The organism is Pseudomonas vancouverensis (genome assembly GCF_004348895.1).
Lineage (GTDB): Bacteria > Pseudomonadota > Gammaproteobacteria > Pseudomonadales > Pseudomonadaceae > Aquipseudomonas > Aquipseudomonas vancouverensis.
The window spans coordinates 85,029-101,493 of sequence record NZ_RRZK01000009.1 but is presented as its reverse complement, the minus strand read 5'-3'; the positions used below and the strand labels follow the sequence as shown (position 1 = coordinate 101,493).

Annotated in this window: 13 protein-coding genes; 3 read left to right on the top strand and 10 right to left on the bottom strand. The window is 58.8% G+C overall.

The window, feature by feature from the left end; all coding sequences use genetic code 11:
• Positions 1-33: 33 nt before the first annotated feature.
• Positions 34-1,311: a cytochrome P450 gene (locus tag EIY72_RS10130; protein WP_197678798.1), complete on the bottom strand. Its 1,278-nt coding sequence runs from the start codon at positions 1,309-1,311 to the stop codon at positions 34-36.
• A gap of 182 nt (positions 1,312-1,493) precedes the next feature.
• Between EIY72_RS10130 and EIY72_RS10125 the strand changes: the two genes are divergently transcribed.
• Positions 1,494-2,159, top strand: coding sequence for a TetR/AcrR family transcriptional regulator (locus EIY72_RS10125; protein WP_093224114.1), 666 nt, complete (start codon positions 1,494-1,496; stop codon positions 2,157-2,159).
• A gap of 48 nt (positions 2,160-2,207) precedes the next feature.
• On the opposite strand, the gene EIY72_RS10120 is transcribed toward EIY72_RS10125, so the two are convergent.
• The 8 genes from EIY72_RS10120 to EIY72_RS10085 all read right to left on the bottom strand — a co-directional run bounded on the left by EIY72_RS10120 (position 2,208) and on the right by EIY72_RS10085 (position 13,441).
• On the bottom strand, positions 2,208-3,812 hold the full coding sequence (locus tag EIY72_RS10120) for a phytoene desaturase family protein (RefSeq protein WP_093224117.1): 1,605 nt from the start codon (positions 3,810-3,812) through the stop codon (positions 2,208-2,210).
• 99 nt (positions 3,813-3,911) lie between these two features.
• A complete protein-coding gene (locus tag EIY72_RS10115) occupies positions 3,912-4,733 on the bottom strand; it encodes an SDR family NAD(P)-dependent oxidoreductase (RefSeq protein ID WP_093224120.1) in 822 nt (273 codons plus the stop codon).
• A 30-nt stretch (positions 4,734-4,763) separates the two neighbouring features.
• Entirely contained in the window at positions 4,764-5,582 is an 819-nt protein-coding gene (locus tag EIY72_RS10110; protein ID WP_093224123.1) for an enoyl-CoA hydratase/isomerase family protein, read from the bottom strand.
• On the bottom strand, positions 5,579-6,550 hold the full coding sequence (locus tag EIY72_RS10105; protein ID WP_093224126.1) for a VOC family protein: 972 nt from the start codon (positions 6,548-6,550) through the stop codon (positions 5,579-5,581). Before EIY72_RS10105 ends, EIY72_RS10110 begins: the two co-directional genes overlap by 4 nt.
• A gap of 51 nt (positions 6,551-6,601) precedes the next feature.
• Positions 6,602-9,133, bottom strand: a complete 2,532-nt coding sequence (locus tag EIY72_RS10100) for an efflux RND transporter permease subunit (protein WP_093224129.1) — start codon at positions 9,131-9,133, stop codon at positions 6,602-6,604.
• Positions 9,134-9,168: 35 nt separating this feature from the next.
• Positions 9,169-10,302 carry a YCF48-related protein gene (locus tag EIY72_RS10095; protein WP_093224132.1) on the bottom strand — a complete coding sequence of 378 codons (1,134 nt, stop codon included), beginning with the start codon at positions 10,300-10,302 and terminating at the stop codon, positions 9,169-9,171.
• A 94-nt stretch (positions 10,303-10,396) separates the two neighbouring features.
• Complete coding sequence (locus tag EIY72_RS10090; protein ID WP_093224135.1) at positions 10,397-11,749, bottom strand: DUF1329 domain-containing protein; 1,353 nt, start codon at positions 11,747-11,749, stop codon at positions 10,397-10,399.
• Between the two features lie 30 nt (positions 11,750-11,779).
• Positions 11,780-13,441, bottom strand: coding sequence for a DUF1302 domain-containing protein (locus EIY72_RS10085; protein ID WP_093224138.1), 1,662 nt, complete (start codon positions 13,439-13,441; stop codon positions 11,780-11,782).
• Positions 13,442-13,861: 420 nt separating this feature from the next.
• Between EIY72_RS10085 and EIY72_RS10080 the strand changes: the two genes are divergently transcribed.
• Positions 13,862-14,707 (top strand): SDR family oxidoreductase, encoded by an 846-nt coding sequence (locus EIY72_RS10080; RefSeq protein WP_093224143.1) that lies wholly within the window; start codon positions 13,862-13,864, stop codon positions 14,705-14,707.
• Between the two features lie 91 nt (positions 14,708-14,798).
• Positions 14,799-15,713, top strand: a complete 915-nt coding sequence (locus tag EIY72_RS10075) for a DMT family transporter (protein ID WP_093224146.1) — start codon at positions 14,799-14,801, stop codon at positions 15,711-15,713.
• On the opposite strand, the gene EIY72_RS10070 is transcribed toward EIY72_RS10075, so the two are convergent.
• Positions 15,680-16,465 (bottom strand): tyrosine-protein phosphatase, encoded by a 786-nt coding sequence (locus tag EIY72_RS10070; RefSeq protein WP_093224149.1) that lies wholly within the window; start codon positions 16,463-16,465, stop codon positions 15,680-15,682. The two genes, EIY72_RS10075 and EIY72_RS10070, sit on opposite strands and share 34 nt — an antisense overlap.

The following is a 16,465-nucleotide window of genomic DNA, read 5'->3' as shown; positions in this document are numbered from 1 at the left end:
TGTTGAGGCTTGGAAACGGTGCTGTAATCCGGCTCAGTCCCAGATCACTGGCAGTTTGGAAACCCCACGCAGCTGTGCCCCGGCGATCTGCGGTACAGGTTCGTTCGGGTCGAGACGCAAGTTGGGGAACAGGTCGAGAATCGCGTTGACCGCGCAACTGATTTCAACCTTGGCAACGAACTGGCCGATGCACATGTGCGGGCCGAAACCGAAACCGAAGGACGGCTTTGGTTTACGGTCAATGTCAAAGACATCCGGGTTTTCGAAGGCGTCTTCGTCACGGTTGGCAGAGACCACCATGCATTGGACGAAAGAACCCTTGGGAATCTTCACACCATGAAACTCCACTTCCTTGGCGGTCTCGCGCACCTTGAAGGTGGCCACCGGCTCAAAGCGCGTGGTTTCGTCCATCAACTTGCCGATCAGCGATCGATCGGCTTTCACCCGATCCAGCAATCCGGGCGTAGTGAGTAGCAGCGTCATGACCGAACCGAACATACGCGTGGTGGTTTCGCCAGCAGCCGGCAGCAATGAGCGGGTGAAGGTGATGACTTCGTGGTCATCCAGCGTGCGGCCTTCGTATTCGGCGCGCAGCAAGCGGCCGATCACGTCGTCACCCTGGCTGCCATCGGCACGACGTTGCACCACGACTTCTTCCAGGGCGTCATACAAACCTTTGACGGCGATACCGGCCTGACGCCGCGCCTCGACCATTTTGTCCGGATCGATCTGGTTGCCACCGACAATCGCCAATGCCCAGGCGGCGTATTGCTTGTATTTGGACGGTTCGTCCGAAGGAAAACCCATCAAGGCGTACATGACACGAATCGGCAGTTCCAGGCCGAACTTCATCAGGTCGGCCTTCTTCGCGGGCAGCATCGGCTGGATGTATTCTTCGCGAATCACCTGGTCGATTTGCGGGCGCCATTTGTTCACGGTGTCCGGCATGAACGCCGGTTGCAGCAAGGCACGTACCTTGCGGTGCTCGTCGCCGTCCATGGCCAGGATGATCAGACCATCGAAAAACGCGCCGAGGCCTTCGGCAATGAAACCGCTGGTGTAAGTCGCGCCATCGCGCAGAACAGCCATCACGTCCTGATATTTGAACAAGGCGTAGGTCGGGCGAGTGCCCTGCTGGGTACCGGCATTGGTCGGGACACCGAATTGAGTGATGAAATCGCCCTCATAGATCGGCGACTTCAAGCGCTGTTGGCGGCACACCGCGTGAATATCGAGGTCGGTGCCACGATACATTTCCGATACCGCGGAATAGGCGGTTGCCAGGTCCAGTGCTGCGCTTTCGTTGCTCATCAGGATCTCCTGTCTTGTTTTTCTTCTGCTTGCACACCAAGATTGCCCGGCTGCCGATCTATGGTATGCGGTTGTGTCGGCACAGGTGGCCCGCTTCGTTTGACTCGGGGTCAAACGAAGCCCACCGGTAAAATGCTTCAAAGTGTGAATTGTCAGAACCCATCAGGCATGAGGAGTACGAGGTGGCGGTAAAGGCCGGAGAAGGTGGCGAACAGGGCAAGCGCAACACCATGAATCGCCTGCTCGCGGCCGCGCGCGTGGAGTTCGCCAGGAAGGGACTGGCCGGTGCGCGAGTGGAAGAGATCGCCCGTGAAGCCGGCGTCACCAAGCAGCTGGTCTACCACTACTATGGCTCGAAGGAAGGTTTGTTCGTGGCGGTGCTGGATGAGTCCTCGAGCAACATCATGTCGGAGCTGGTCAACCTGAAGGTAGAAGAACTGGCCCCACCGCAAGCAATGCGGACCGTGCTCAATCATTTCTTCGACCAATATCGCTTCGACCCCTTCCTCGGTAGCCTCGCGCTGGAAGGCATCCGTTATCACGACGCGCACCAGACGCCTCGCAATCATTTTCTGGAAATGGCCCCCGCGTTGATCAACAAACTCGATGGGATTCTGCTGCGCGGGGCCGCCAGCGGCGACTTTCGTGCGGATATCAACCCGAGGCTACTGCTGGCCAGCGCTTCGCTGGTCACTACCGGTTGGTTCACCAACCGCTACTCGATGTCGGCGCTCGCAGGGTTGGATACTGACTCCGCGGAAGGCATGGCCACGTGGCGCCAATACTCGGCAGACTTTGTCCTGGCCAGCATTTCCCTGGGCGCAAAAAAAAACGCCGACAACACTTAGCGGCTGTCGGCGTGGTACTAAACAAAATCGGTGTGTGGGCAGGCCTGCTCAGTTGCCCTTTTTACTCAGGTATTTGCTGACTCGCTTGGCTGCCAGTCGACCGGCCATGCCGTTTACACCGCCACCCGGATGAATGCCCGCACTGCCCAGGTACAACCCTGCCACCGGCAAGGTATCACCACCCAAGCCATAAGCCGGACGCATGGTGCTTGAGCGCATCGACGTGGTGTCGATGTGCACTACGCAGCCATTGACGGTGTTCAAGCGCGCAGTGAAATCCGGGGCGGCCTCGATGCGACGGCCAATCACCTGCCCCTCTATCCCATCGATATAGTCGTACAACTGCGCCTGCACCTGATCCGCCACCCGCTCACGCAATGCATCCCAGCCCTCGTTGGGGTTCACCGGCATGACCGGCGGATAGATGTACAACACATCCTGGCCCGCCGGTGCTTGTGAAGGGTCGGCGGCGCTCGGTGCAGCCACGGTGATGTAAGGCAACTTGGGTACTTCGCCACGGGCACAGGCGGCAAAGTTTTCCAGCACGGCCTCTTCGGTACCGATCAAAAGAACGGTTTTGCGCAGGTCCACACCGTCCCCACGCGCTGCGGCATAACGTGGCACGGAAATCTGCCCGCGCAAGGCAACGTCGATCTTGAGCGGTCCCGAGCCCCTGCCATTCGCTGGAGCCATGGCGATGCGTGTCAGTAAATGTTGGGGAATCTCACCCCGAGTAACCATGTCCAGCGCCGGTTTTGGATGGCAGCCGGCAATCACGGCCCGGGCGGTAAACTGGCGGCCATCGGTCAATTTGACGCCTTTGATCTGGCCGTCTTTCGCAACGATTTCACCGACGCTGGCCGATACCAGCACCTTGCCACCCAGCTCTTCCAGACGTGACTGCATGGCATTGCTCAATTGCTGCATGCCACCGATCACTCGGCCAACGCCAAAACGATGCAGGAACCCCAGCAAGGCGTAATAGATCCCACCGCCATCGGCGCTGATATCACCGGCCAGCCCCGTCAATGCGCACATCGCGGAAATGGTGACGGGATGTTCGAAGCGTTCGCGTGCTGCCTGCAGGGCGGAGCCGGTCATCAACGCCATCAGCTCGGGCTTCAAGGCCTTGTGCTTTATCGCGGTACCGAGCATCCTCAATTTGACACCCAGATTCGACTTGGCCGGATCGACACGCATCATCGGCAGCGCAATGTCGAGGAACATGTCGATTACCTTCATGAATGCCAGAAATGCCTCGGCGTCCTTGCTACTGAAGCGGCGGATCTCGGCAGCGGTTTTCTCACGATCACGCCAGAAAATCAGCGACTGCCCGTCCGGATGCAGGTACACGTAGCCGGGGGCCAGCTCGACCGACTTGAAGCCGTGGCGCTCAAGTCCCAGTTCCGCCGGAACATGTGCGTGTACACGCATCGACATCATGTCCAGTGCACAAGGATGAACCAGATGCTGAGGAGCTTCGGGTATCAGGTACCCCGAAGACGCCATGCCGCCGACCTTGTCCAGCGCCTCCAAGACCAAGACCTTCTTGCCTTCCATGCCCAGATAACAGGCCGCCGACAAGCCGTTGGTGCCACCACCGACCACGATCACATCGAAATCAGTGTTTCCCGCTGTTTGGTTCTGATTCATCACTTGCTTCCATGACGTCATTCAACCACGGCGGCACGAAGCGCGGCTGTGGTGGCGAAGAGGCGCCCCGGTGCACCCTTGGCACATCGGGGGGCAACGTTACATGCCGGTGCGTCCCATCTGCGCGAACAATGCGCGCATCGCGACCAGTGAGGGGGTGTGGCTGCTGAAGCCACCGTCGGCCACCAGGGTGGTGCCGGTGACGAACGAGGATTCATCGCTGGCCAAAAAGGCGACCACATCGGCGATTTGCCGGGGGGTACCGAGCTCGGCGGTACAGTGGTTATCGCGCAGGATGTCGAGCAGAGGTTCGGGCATGGCGTGCTCTGAAGGTGCCAGGCCGATTTGTACCGCGTTACCCCGTATACCTTGCTTGCCGTACTGCGAGGCCACCATGCGCGGCAACATCATCAAGCCCGCTTTGGACGTGGCGTAGCCGGTGAGGGACATATCGCCCTGCATGCCCAGACCCGAGGTGGCGTAAATGATCGAACCCTTGCCCTGCTCCAGCATGACCGGAATGACATGCTTGGTGCAGAGCACAGCGCCGCGCAGGTTGACGGCGATGGCGCGGTCCCAGGCCTGCATGTCGAGGTTGACGAAATCACGATCGAGTTGACGTTGCTCGGCATTCAGGATGGCGGCGTTGTTGTGCAGAATGTCGATACGGCCAAGGCGCTCCTTCACTTGAGCAACCATGCTCTGCACTGCGTCTTCCGAAGAAATATCCGTGGCAATTGCCAGGGCCTGGTGGCCCTCGGCAATCAACGACTGGGCAACAGCCGTTGCTCCTTCGAAGTTGATATCGACGACCGCAATGCTCGCGCCATGGGACGCCAGTACTCGGGCGCACTCAGCCCCAAGACCACCGCCCGAGCCGGTAATGATGGCCACCCGTCCTGCCAGTTTTCCTGTACTCATGTCCGTTCCTTATTGTTTTTGGGGGACGTGTCACTCGCCGGTAAAACGCGGTTCGCGCCGCTCGCTGAAGGCCAGCGCCGCTTCGCGGGCGTCCTTGGTCGGGGCCAGCAAGGCGAACAGATCGAGCTCCAGGTCCAGGCCTCTTTTCAGGTCCATTTCCAGTGCCGCGCGAGCCGCCTGTTTGACATACGCCGAGGCGGTCGGTGGTTTGCTGGCGATGCGCTGGGCAAAGGCCCGTACTTCTTCCAGCAACTTGGCGCTGTCACTGGCCAGTCGACTGACCAGACCAATGCGCTGCGCTTGTTCTGCGCCCATCCGGTCGCCAGTGAGCAGCATGTCCAATGCCTGTCCTGGCGCTACCACCCGGGACAGACGCTGTGTACCACCACCACCAGGGATCAGTCCCAGACCGGTTTCCGGCAGTGCGAAAACGGCATCCGGAGTCGCGAAGCGAATGTCACACGCCAGCACCAGTTCCAACCCACCTCCCATGCAATAGCCGTGGATGGCGGCGATGACCGGTTTGCTGATGCGGTCCAGTGATTCGATCCAGCGCACGTTTTCCATGCGCTGGCGCACCTGCAAGCTGGACTCGGGGCCACGGCGTTCCTTGATATCGGCACCGGCACAAAAGCCTCGTTCGCCCTCGCCGCGAATCACGATTACGCGAATCTCGGCGTCTTTCTGCAGAAGTGCCAAGGCCTGGGGAACACCCTGGCGAATGTCATCGTTGATCGCGTTAATCTGACCGGGCCGGGTCAGAACCACCCAACCCACCCTGCCATCACGCTCCAGACGCACGGCCTCGTTGATCAACACAGGAAGTTGCGGGTTTTGCGCTGTGCTCATGCAGGGCACTCCTCGAACTCGAAGACCTGACCGTCAAGTTCCTGCGGGTCGATCTTGATCAGCGCACGACCACCCACCGCCTCCGACGATTCAATCCACTGGAAGCGAGTGCCGCGTGCGCGCAGATCTTCGGCTTTGGCGGCCAGATCGTTGACACCGATACGGATGTAGTACGGACCCGGCCCCCAGTTATTGACGTAATGGCCGGCGTCGGTGTTCCAGTAAGTCGCCTCGATCACGTCCAGGGTCGCGCTGTTGGGAACGGTGAAGCCCATACGCGCACGACGGTAACCTTCGCTGCGGATGTTTTCGACCGGACCGCTCGGCTCCCAGTCGAGGTTGGACGACACCTTGCGCAGCGTTTCATCCAGATCACGGACCAGGAAGCCACGCGCCGTCACGCGGACCATGTCGCCGGGTTTGAGATCACGCGGTTGCATCGGCGGCAACTGATAGGTTTCCGGCGGCATCTGTAGCGGTTCGGTCGGCATGATTTCAATGCACAACCCACCATCCACGTCAGGCTGGTAGTACGGCTTCTCAGGTGTCGCGCCCAGCCAAAGGCGATCAAACGGCATTTCCGGTGTGCGTTGCGCCATGCGGAACGGCAAGCGCCGGCGCATCAACTTGTCCACCAGTGCGTCGAACTTGTCGCCGTGCAGTGCCAGCACGATGGAGTGGGTGATCATCGGCCGGTGGTGGCCCTGGAAGGTTTTCAGGCTTTCCAGAAAGTCATGAAACAACGGGTCGCCGGGATTGGGACGATCCAGGTGCCACTGCGGTTCGATGCGCGTTGGCGACACTGCCAGGGATTTGTGCACACGCAGAAAGTGCGCAATGTACGGGTGGTTGTCGAACGCCTGGCGCCAGCGCTCATGTTTGTAGATTCCGAGCTTGTCGACCAACATTTCCGTCATGCCGTCTGGATCCGGAACCATCATGTCGGCACTCATCAATAACTCGAACATCGTCCTCTCCTTGCAATTGTCAGCCCGGGTCTGTGCCCGGCTATGCGTTAGTCAGCGAGCGCGCCGTGGCATGGCTAGCTCGGTCAATGCGTGATGGGGGGTGTCGGCTGCCGGCTTGCGCGATTCCTGCTGCGCGCGGGCGTCCTCCAGATCGAGGGTCAACCCTTCTTTGGAGTTGCCCTTGGGATTGAGCAGGTAGTGCGACAACGCCGGGATGAGTACAAGCGCACCGAGCATGTTCCAGAGGAACATGAAGGTCAGCAGGATGCCCATGTCGGCCTGAAACTTGATCGGTGACCAGGCCCAGGTAATCACCCCGGCGGCCATGGTCAGGCCGACGAGTGCGACGACCCGACCGGTGAAGTCCAGCGAGCGGCGATAGGCGACGGCCAGACTGCCACCGCGTTCCTGCACGGCCAGTTGCACACTGAGCAGGTACAGCGCGTAGTCCACGCCGACACCAACACCGACAGCGATGACCGGCAAGGTGGCCACTTTCAGGCCGATGCCCAGCCAGACCATCAGCGCCTTGCAGATAATGGTGGTCATCAACAGCGGAATCAGCGCCACCACGGTCGCACGCCAGCTGCGGAATGTCAGAAGACAGAGCAAGGCCGTGGCGCCATACACCGCCAGGTACATGGTGATGATGCCCTTCTCCACTTCGATGTTGGTCGCCGCTTCGATGCCGGCATTGCCCGCGGCCAGCAGGAACTCGATGGGCTGTTCGGCATTCGCGGCCGTGCTGTTGTCCTTGGCAAAGTCCTCGGAGACTTGCAGCACCCGGCTCAACGTATCGGCCTTGTGGTCTGCCAGGTAGGCAATGATCGGCGTTACCGAGCATTGCTGGTTGGTGATCCCCGGAGCGGAAATCATGGCGGCATCCACCGCCGAGTTGGTAATGGCCTGGTCGCGGCTGATGCTCAGCCATTTCGGGCTGCCTTCGGCCATGCCGGAACTGATCATGCGCACGGTTTCGGCCAGCGATTGCGTGGTCTGTACGCCTGGCGTCTGGCGCAGGCGCCAGGCCAGCTTGTCCATGCTTTGCAGGGACTGGTACAGGCGGCAGCTGTCCTCATTGGTCTTCATGATGACCACGAACTGGTCACTGGACAGCCCATAATTGGCGGTGATGTAGGCGTTGTCGCGGTTGTAGCGGGAATCGGCGCGCAACTCGGGCGCACCCGGATCAAGGTCGCCCACCTTCAAATGCATCATCACCACGCTGCCGGCCAGCGTCACCAGCAACGACAAACCAATCACAGCCGTGGCCATTGGCCTCTCGGTGAACCGGTCCAGGCCATGCCAGATGCGCCCGAGCACACCGCGATTGGCCTCGCCGGCCTGATCTTTGGCAATGGCAATACGTGCGGCTTTCTTGCTGACACCGAGATACGAAAGCGCCACGGGAATCAGCAGGAGCTTGGTGAAAATCAGGACTGCCACGCCAATACTGGTCGTCAGGGCCAGATCGCGAATGACCGGGATATCAATGATCACCAGCACCGCAAAACCGACGATATTGGTCAGAAGTGCAGTCAGCCCAGTGAGGAACAGGCGGCGAAAGGTATAACGCGCCGCCACGTACTTATGGGTGCCGCGGCCGATGTCCTGGAGGATGCCGTTCATTTTCTGGGTGCCGTGGGAAATACCGATGGCGAAGATCAGGAACGGCACCAGAATCGAGTAAGGGTCGAGGTCGTAACCCAGTATCTGCATCAACCCCAGCAGCCAGACGACACCGGCCACCGCCACACTCACCAGCAGCAACGTGCTGCGCAGGCAACGGGTATAGAAGTAGACAAACAGTCCGGCAATGACCACCGACGCACCGAAGAACAGCATGACCGAATACAGGCCGTCGATCAGGTCACCGACCAGCTTGCTGAAGCCGACGATGTGGATACCGACCTTGTCGCTCTCCAGCGAACGGATCTGCTGCTCCAGTTGCCGGGAAAAATCACCGTAGTCCAGCGGCTTACCCGTTTGCGGGTTGGTGTCGAGCAACGGCGCGACAATCATGCTCGACTTGCTGTCGTTCGCCACCAGGTTGCCGACAATGCCGGCACGCATGATGTTGCGACGCAGCGCCGAGATCGATTTTTCACTGCCGTTGTAATCCGATGGCATCACTGCACCGCCATCGATGCCCTCCTCCGTCACTTCTTTCCAGCGGACGATGGGCATCCAGAGCGACTTCATCCAGGAACGGTCGACACCGGGGATCAGATACAAGGTGTCGTTGACCTTCTGCAACGCCAGCAGATAGTCAGCGTCGTAGATATCACCGGTCTTGTTCTCCACCACTACGCGAATACTGTTGCCCAAACCCGGAAGCTGGTCTTTGTAGGCCAGGTAATTCTTGATGTAGGGACTGGAGCTGGGAATCATCTTTTCGAAACTGGCATTGACCTGCAGCTTCGTCGCGAAAAAGCCTAACACCACGGTAGCGAGCAGGCAGGCAATGACGACCAACATGCGGTGACGGAAAATCACCCGTTCAAACCAGCCTCCGGAGTTCTTGTCGAAATCCTCAAGGTTGGCAATCACTGGCATCCCGCTGTTGAATTTTTGCTCGACCATTTTTTCTTTCTCGTAGAGGAATCGTGCCAGCGGCCTTATTTGGCCTGGGCAATATCGATGACCTTGGCGCCGGTAAAGCGCGTGACAACCAGGCTTCCAGCCTGTTCGGTGGCACTGGCCGCGTAGATCTCACCCACCCGCGCATCCGCCAGCGGGGTGACCTGCAAGCTCTGTCGATCCAGATTGGCCAACTGCCCTCCCTGGCTCACGATGACCAACGCCTCGCCCAGCTCGACAATGCTGACCAGGCTGCTGTTGAGGTGTGTTTCCACGGGTTGCCATTGTTGACCATCGTCACGACTGGCAAACAGATTGCCGCGCAAGCCGTAGGCCAGCAGCAGGTGATCGAAAGCGCGAACACCGAAGTAGGTACCGGTATAGGGCGTGTCGATTTTGACAAAACGTTGTTGCTGACTGTCGAGGCGCAACAACAGGCCCTGTTCACCACTGATATAGAAAGTACCGGCGCGTTCAGCCAGGCCATACAGGTGCATGCGGCGCTCGTTGTCACTGCGCTCGATCCAAGGTTCCCAGTGCTGGCCGTCGTCGGCACTGTGCAACAGCAAGCCGAAGGCACCGACGGCAAAACCATTGCCTTGTGCATCGAACATCACATCGAGAAAGGGTGCAGCCATCACGCCGGGGGTTGCCGAAGTGCTGACGGCTGTTGCAACTTCTTTGATTAATGCGGCTGCAGTCTCATCGCCTGCTTCAGCACGCGGACCGTAGTAGCCGTTGAGCAGCGTCAGAAGCCGGCGTCCATCGAGCTGGACTTGCCAGCTAAGGCCACCGTCTGTGGTGTGCAGAATCAAAGCGTCGTGACCGACGATCCAGCCATTGCGCTCATCGCGAAAACGAACCTGCACCAGGTCGCTCGACACCGGACTATCGACTTGCTGCCAGGTCTTCCCCGAGTCGGTGGAACGCTGGATCAGGCCATGCAATCCGACACTGACCAAGGCATCGCCTGCCCTGGCGACAGACAGCAATGGCGCGGGCAAACGCTCGTCAACCCGTGGTGCGGACACGTCCAGCGAGTCCGCAGGCACGGTGATCGCGCTAAAGGCAGGCGACGTCGTCACCGCCGCACTCACGCCAATGGTCAGCGTGATCGCCAGCAGCAGACGCGACGCCGAGAAGAAAACAGAATCAGGGCAAGGGCTAATCATTATTTTTATTCCTTATCCATCGCGCGGCATGAACCGCCCTGTCCTACCCGTATGGCTTGATGCGCAAACCAACGGGCGGGACAGGCGGTGAACGTCAGCGCTGGGTGACCCGGGCTACGATGGCCTCAGGGTTCATATCGCGCTCGCTGAGCGGCTTGTCGATGAACTTGTAACCACCCTTGAGTGCATCATTGAGCAATGCGTACATGCCTTTGTTGAAGTCGTAAACGACGTTCTTCACGTTGTATGGAATGTTCTTGTCGTAGAGCTGCACGCCACTGAGGAAGATCGAGCGATACAGAGCGCCGCTCTTGTCCCAGGCGTCATACAGGCCAACACCGAAGGTGTCTTCATCCAGGTAGTACGTGCGCTTGCTGTAGACGTGGCGCATGCCAGGTTTCAACGTGGCTTCCACCACCCACACACGATGCAGTTCCCAACGCTCGTTCGCCGGGTTGGCGTGGTGCGGCATGAACTGATCTTCCTGCTTGGTCCCGAAGTAGAACTTGTAGGCGTTGTACGGGATGTACATTTCTTTTTTGCCGACCAGCTTGTAGTCGAACCGGTCCTGGCTGCCGGAGAACATTTGCAGTTCATCGAACAGCGTCACACCGCCCTGGCTCGCTACCGGGGTGTCGAAGGCGAACTCTGGCGCCAGCTTGACCCGACGCTGACCCGGGGAGTAGCTGAAGGAACGACGGGCCTTGGCCAGCGGATCGAGGAAGTCGGTCAACACCACCACTTCTCCGGAGCGACGCGCCGGATAGTCGTTACGCGAGAACACTCGGGCATACATCAACGCATCACGATCGGACTGGGTCACCTGGTAGTAAGGCGTTTCTTCGAACGTCGCCTGCTCCGCAGTTTTGGTGATCGAACCATTGGCATCGATGACCCAGCTGTTGGAGGACGAGGTAGTGGAGTAGCCGGTGCCGATCTTGTAGCGCACCTGCTGGTTCCACATGACTTCGTTGCCGGTTTTCGGAATCGGGAATGGCAAGCCGCCACGGCAAGAGGGGTCGACGGCGAGGCCGTCCTTCTGAATCTGGCAACTGCTGGCATTGCGCACAGTGGCGTCGAGCACTGCCTGCGGATAGGCGGCAGTACGGTGGCTTGGGTAAATGTCGATGTAGTAGGTCGGGTATTTCTTGATCAGGGTTTTCTGCCCCTCACTGAGTTTGTCCGCATATTGGTCGACGTTTTTGGCATCGATACGAAACAACGGCTTTTCATCCTTGAACGGGTCAACCCAAAAACCGCTGTCAGGCACGAAACCAGCTGGAGCCTTGGTCAGGCCTCCGTCGTAGGCAGGAATGCTGCCATCGGCATTGCCCGCCTTGGTTGCACCGAACGGGGTCAGGGTTTTACCAAGGTCGGAGACATCAGCCGCCAGTGTGTAGGTCGCCATGCTCATCAGGGCAATGGATAAGGCAAGTTGTCGTTTCATGAACACATTCTCCGATTCTTATTGGATTTGTCAGAAGGAGGTCTTGAAGGTAAATGCCAGCCAGCCACGGTCTGTGCCGCCTACGTTGCCGTTACCGGCGACGGTGCCATTGGCCAGGGTTTTGGAACGGGCATCGGTGTCTGCATAACGCAGGCCGAACTCATACAGTTGGGCGTAGGTGAGTTTGACGCCGACGGAGTACGACAGCGCGCCTTCGTTGCCGCCACCTGCAGTCGCTGCGTTGCCGTGCAGACCGTAATTGACTGTCAGCGGAACGTCCATATCCCAGGACGGAAAGATTGAAATGTACTGTGGGGTGTAGTTGACCGCGACCGCATAGTAGTCACGCGACGAGCAGCTATCGGACTCGTCACCGGAGCCAGGGATAGTCGGTGTTCTGGCATTGACGCAACCTGCCTCGCCCACGCCTTTGTACAACTCTTCGTGCTCGGTCACTCGCTTCAGATGGCTGTAGGCGAATTCGCCGACCAGCGTGGCGTTGTCCGAAATGAAGTTCCGCGGCACGCCGTACACAGCGTTGGCGATAAAGTGGATGGTGTCACCGCGCGGGCCTTCGTCATCCAGGGCACTGACACCGGTGGCATTCAGCGCGCCATTCATCCGATAGGACAACTCGGAGCCCACTGCTACGGTATTGAACACACGAGAGAAGCTCAAACCTGCCAGTTTCACGCCTCGCGGATAGACAACCCGATAAGAGCCCAATGCCGCCTTGACCTGCGGCGCCAGCCAAGGCTGGTAGTCGTCGAACTGACGATAGTAGGCGCCGAAGGTCGATTCGATTTCCTCGACGTTGAGCTTGCCCATCACACCCCAGTTCTTGCCATCACGCCCGAACTTGGAGTCCTGACGCTGCAGGGTCGCACCGTTGGCGGCCAATGGCAGCTGGTCCGGACCTTCAAACAGCGGGTCCGCCGCGCCGAAATAGGTGCCACCGTAAGGAATCCGGGTCGGCTCCCATTCATAGAAGTACTGGGCTGCCAGGGACAGCTTGTCGGTGACCTGGGCTTTTGCCGACAGTTGACCGACCGGCAGGAACACTTCCTTGGTTTCGATGCCCGGGCTGGTGGAGGCCTTCACGCCATCACTGGGTGCCTGGGAGTAGGACACGGCGTGCGCGCCGAACAGCAGGCTCTCACCCCAATAGTTGGTATGACGACCGGCCTTCACGTTGACCGGCACGTCACCGATGTTGAAGTTGCGCCACAGAAACGCATCGAGGATCTCGCCCGATGGGCCGTGCATGTAGCGGTCCACTTCATCGCTGTATTTGTTGTTGTGATAGCTGGTCGCAAAGCCCGGGACATTGCTGCGAACGTCGTCGTCAGCATAAGCCTGGTCAAACCAGCCAGCCGCACTGAGGCGCGCACCCCAATCGTTCAGATAGGAAAAGTCGAACTCTGTTAACACATCGAGGCGATTTGTCACAATATCGTTTTTATCGAACTTCCCATCCGATTCGTCGAAGTTCGGCGTTTTCATGATGTGGCTGTCTTGACTATCCGTCCGCATGCCCAGGTTGTAACGGATCGTATTGTCCCAACGCACGCGGTAGTCCGGGTTCGGCATGTCGAACGAGGCTGCCATCAAGCCTTGCGCACTGCCAACCATCAACAGTGTGAGCGCACCTTGAGTCAGAACCCGCCGACCCTGATTGGTCTTCTTTTTCATACACACTACCCTTTTATTTTTATTTTCAGTCGTTAAGTGCACACAAACATCCATTTCAGCGATCCGCAACATCCCGCACGATCGCCGCAAAAGCCTCCAAAAACCCCGCTCATGAGGCCTGGCAAGCATCCAGGACCACCTTCCTCTTCAGCTGAAAGCTACCCTAGCGGATCATCAAGCAAAATTCCACATAAAGATTCACATTCTACATTCAGAATTTCAACCTCAAAATTGTGGCCCTTAGGTTCAATCAGAGGAGATGGCAGGCCTAATACTGCACATATAACTCATAATTGTTCAAATAAACTTTGACGATTTTCTCCTTTCGGCTTTCAATAGCCCCGGCATACCCACGGATTGGGCGGTGTCTGGCAGCCGGCAGGCGCTACGAATCCCTGGAAAAAAACAAAAGGAGCCATCATGAACATTGATTTGAGCGCCAAACGCGTCATCGTCACGGGCGCTTCCCGGGGCATCGGTTTAGCCATTGCCAAGGCGTTCGCCGCTGAAGGCGCACGGGTAGCGATCTGCGCCCGCAGCGAGACAGCGGTCCGCGAAGCCGGGGAGTTGCTTGCAGAACACGCCCAGGCGGTCATTGCCCGGGTTGTGGACGTAACCGACACCGAAGGCGTCAAGGCGTTTGTGGCAGAAGTGGCCAGCAGTTGGGGCGGTGTTGATGTTCTGGTGAACAACGCGGGCCAGGGTCGTAGCGGCAATATCGACACCCTGACCCCGGAAGCCATTCTCGAACACGCGAACATCCTGCAGATGGGGCATTTCCGCTTCGTTCAGGCCGTGGTGCCGTACATGCGTGAGCAACGCTGGGGACGAATCATCGAAATAAATGCCCTGGCCGGCGCCATTCCGACGCCTGACGGCATTCCTTCGGTCATCAACCGTGCATCCTGCATCGCCCTCTCCCGCTCGTTGGGTATGTCGTTGCCCAAGGACAACATACTGGTCAACAGCCTGAACATGGGCTGGATCGATACCGGTCAGTGGGATCGTCACTACAAGGAAATGGGGCCTGGGGTCAGCCGTGAGGAGTTTGACGCCATGGTGATGAAGGTCGTACCGCTGGGACGCTACGGCAAACCTGAAGACGTCGCCGGCATGGCGCTTTTCCTCGCCAGCGAATACGCCAGTTTCATCAGCGCGGCCTCGATCGACATCGCTGGCGGCATGGGTGGGCAGATAGCCTATTTCCCGACTCTCAAGCGCGATTTTGCCGCTGCCATTGCGGCACGCAACGCGGCGAGCGAATAACCCGATTGCGTTTTCTGGAACTCTCGGACAGCCAGGCAACTGGCTGATGGTCCCGGTGCGCCCGGCGCATCTCTCACGTCGGCGCACTGCAATGAACTTGTTGCTCCCCATTCTTGCCACACTGATCTGGGCTGCCAGTACGGTGGTCAATCGCCTGTCGGTCGGAATTATCGATCCGGCGGCGATTTCCTTCTATCGCTGGTTGACCGCCCTGTTGGTATTGTCACCGGTGGTATTGCCCAGGGTTTGGCGCTTGCGCCGGCAGATTCGTCCTCATCTACCCAAACTGCTGTTGCTGGGCCTGCTTGGCATGTCGCTCTACCAGTCGTTGGCCTATTTTGCCGCGTATACCGTTACCGCTACGTCCATGGGACTGATTTTGGCAACCATGCCCCTGCTCACCGTGCTGCTGGCTTTTCCGGTACTCAATACCCGTCCGACAGCGTCATTGCTGATCGGCGCCCTGATTTCGTTTGCCGGTTTGGCCTGGTTACTGGCAGCCGGAAACCTGCCGTCGCTTTGGCAGCATGGCGTAGGCCAGGGTGAACTCATGATGCTGCTGGCTTCGCTGTCTTATTCCCTGTACTGCGTGCTGGTGAAACGTTGGCAAATACCCCTGCCGACCTGGGAAAGCCTCTATGTGCAGATTCTCTGCGGCACGCTGTTACTGATTCCACCTTTTGTGCTGGCGCCCTCGATAGCCCTGACGGCCGAGAACATCCCGCTGGTACTTTTCGCTGGTCTGTTCGCTTCGGCACTGGCGCCTGGCCTGTGGATGCGTGGCCTGCAAAACCTGGGGGCAGAAAAGACCGCGGTGTTGATGAATCTGGTCCCCCTGTTCACGGCGATCCTGGCGATCAGCCTGCTTGGGGAAACGTTGCATCTGTACCACGCAGTGGGAGGTGGATTGATTCTGCTGGGGATCGGATTGGCGCAATCGAAGCCCGCGCGGGTCCAAACCCGCGCAGTCACTCAGGCGATCAGCAAAGCATCGCGCAATGTCTGAAAATCGGCGGGACTCAAGCCGCTGAAGCGTTGCAGATAGCGGTCCAGGCCACCATATTCGGCTTCGATGACCCGATAGGCAGCATTCAAATACTCAGGTCGGGCATCCAGTATTGCGTCCAATGCCGCCTCACTGACCGACCGACCTGCCATCCTGCTCACCGCGTGACTGATCGCCTCCTGGCGTGCTGCACTCAACTGACTGAAGCGTCGCGCCGAGCACAAGTAGTCGTCCATGATGCTTTCAGGCGCCACACCAAGGGCATGTAGCAGCAGCATCACCACTACACCCGTGCGGTCCTTGCCTGCCGTGCAATGAATCAGCACCGAGCCTTTGTCTTGGGTGAACAGTTTGAACAATGTCGGCAGCAGGGGCGCCAGCAAGCCCGGCAGTTGCCGATAGACCGCCAGCATCATGTCCTGCGCGTCTTCTGCCTTGGGGTTGTCTGTGAGCATCGCAGCAACACGCGGATCGGCACGTACATCACCGAGGACTTCCAGGTGAAGTTGCTTGATTGCAGCGTCAGGCACCCGATTGGGGTAACGATCCCGCTCGCCGTTACTGCGTAAATCGCAGACTGTCCGTAATCCCAGGCGTTGAAGCGTCTGCCAGTCTTCATCAGTCAAACTGTGCAACTGGTCTGCACGCAATAGCGCATCGCTGCCGATACGTCGCCCGCAGCGGGCGACCATGCCTTTGAGGCTGCGAAAATTGTCCGCGCCCTTTAATCGCAATATTTCCTGATGGAGCAA

Bases quoted from the DNA above. Each gene is read 5' to 3' on its own strand.
- EIY72_RS10100 (WP_093224129.1), bottom strand. From the start codon at position 9,133: ATGGTCGAGCAAAAATTCAACAGCGGGATGCCAGTGATTGCCAACCTT.
- EIY72_RS10090 (WP_093224135.1), bottom strand. From the start codon at position 11,749: ATGAAACGACAACTTGCCTTATCCATTGCCCTGATGAGCATGGCGACC.
- EIY72_RS10095 (WP_093224132.1), bottom strand. From the start codon at position 10,302: ATGATTAGCCCTTGCCCTGATTCTGTTTTCTTCTCGGCGTCGCGTCTG.
- EIY72_RS10105 (WP_093224126.1), bottom strand. From the start codon at position 6,550: ATGTTCGAGTTATTGATGAGTGCCGACATGATGGTTCCGGATCCAGAC.
- EIY72_RS10130 (WP_197678798.1), bottom strand. From the start codon at position 1,311: ATGAGCAACGAAAGCGCAGCACTGGACCTGGCAACCGCCTATTCCGCG.
- EIY72_RS10085 (WP_093224138.1), bottom strand. From the start codon at position 13,441: ATGAAAAAGAAGACCAATCAGGGTCGGCGGGTTCTGACTCAAGGTGCG.
- EIY72_RS10115 (WP_093224120.1), bottom strand. From the start codon at position 4,733: ATGAGTACAGGAAAACTGGCAGGACGGGTGGCCATCATTACCGGCTCG.
- EIY72_RS10110 (WP_093224123.1), bottom strand. From the start codon at position 5,582: ATGAGCACAGCGCAAAACCCGCAACTTCCTGTGTTGATCAACGAGGCC.
- EIY72_RS10120 (WP_093224117.1), bottom strand. From the start codon at position 3,812: ATGAATCAGAACCAAACAGCGGGAAACACTGATTTCGATGTGATCGTG.
- EIY72_RS10075 (WP_093224146.1), top strand. From the start codon at position 14,799: ATGAACTTGTTGCTCCCCATTCTTGCCACACTGATCTGGGCTGCCAGT.
- EIY72_RS10080 (WP_093224143.1), top strand. From the start codon at position 13,862: ATGAACATTGATTTGAGCGCCAAACGCGTCATCGTCACGGGCGCTTCC.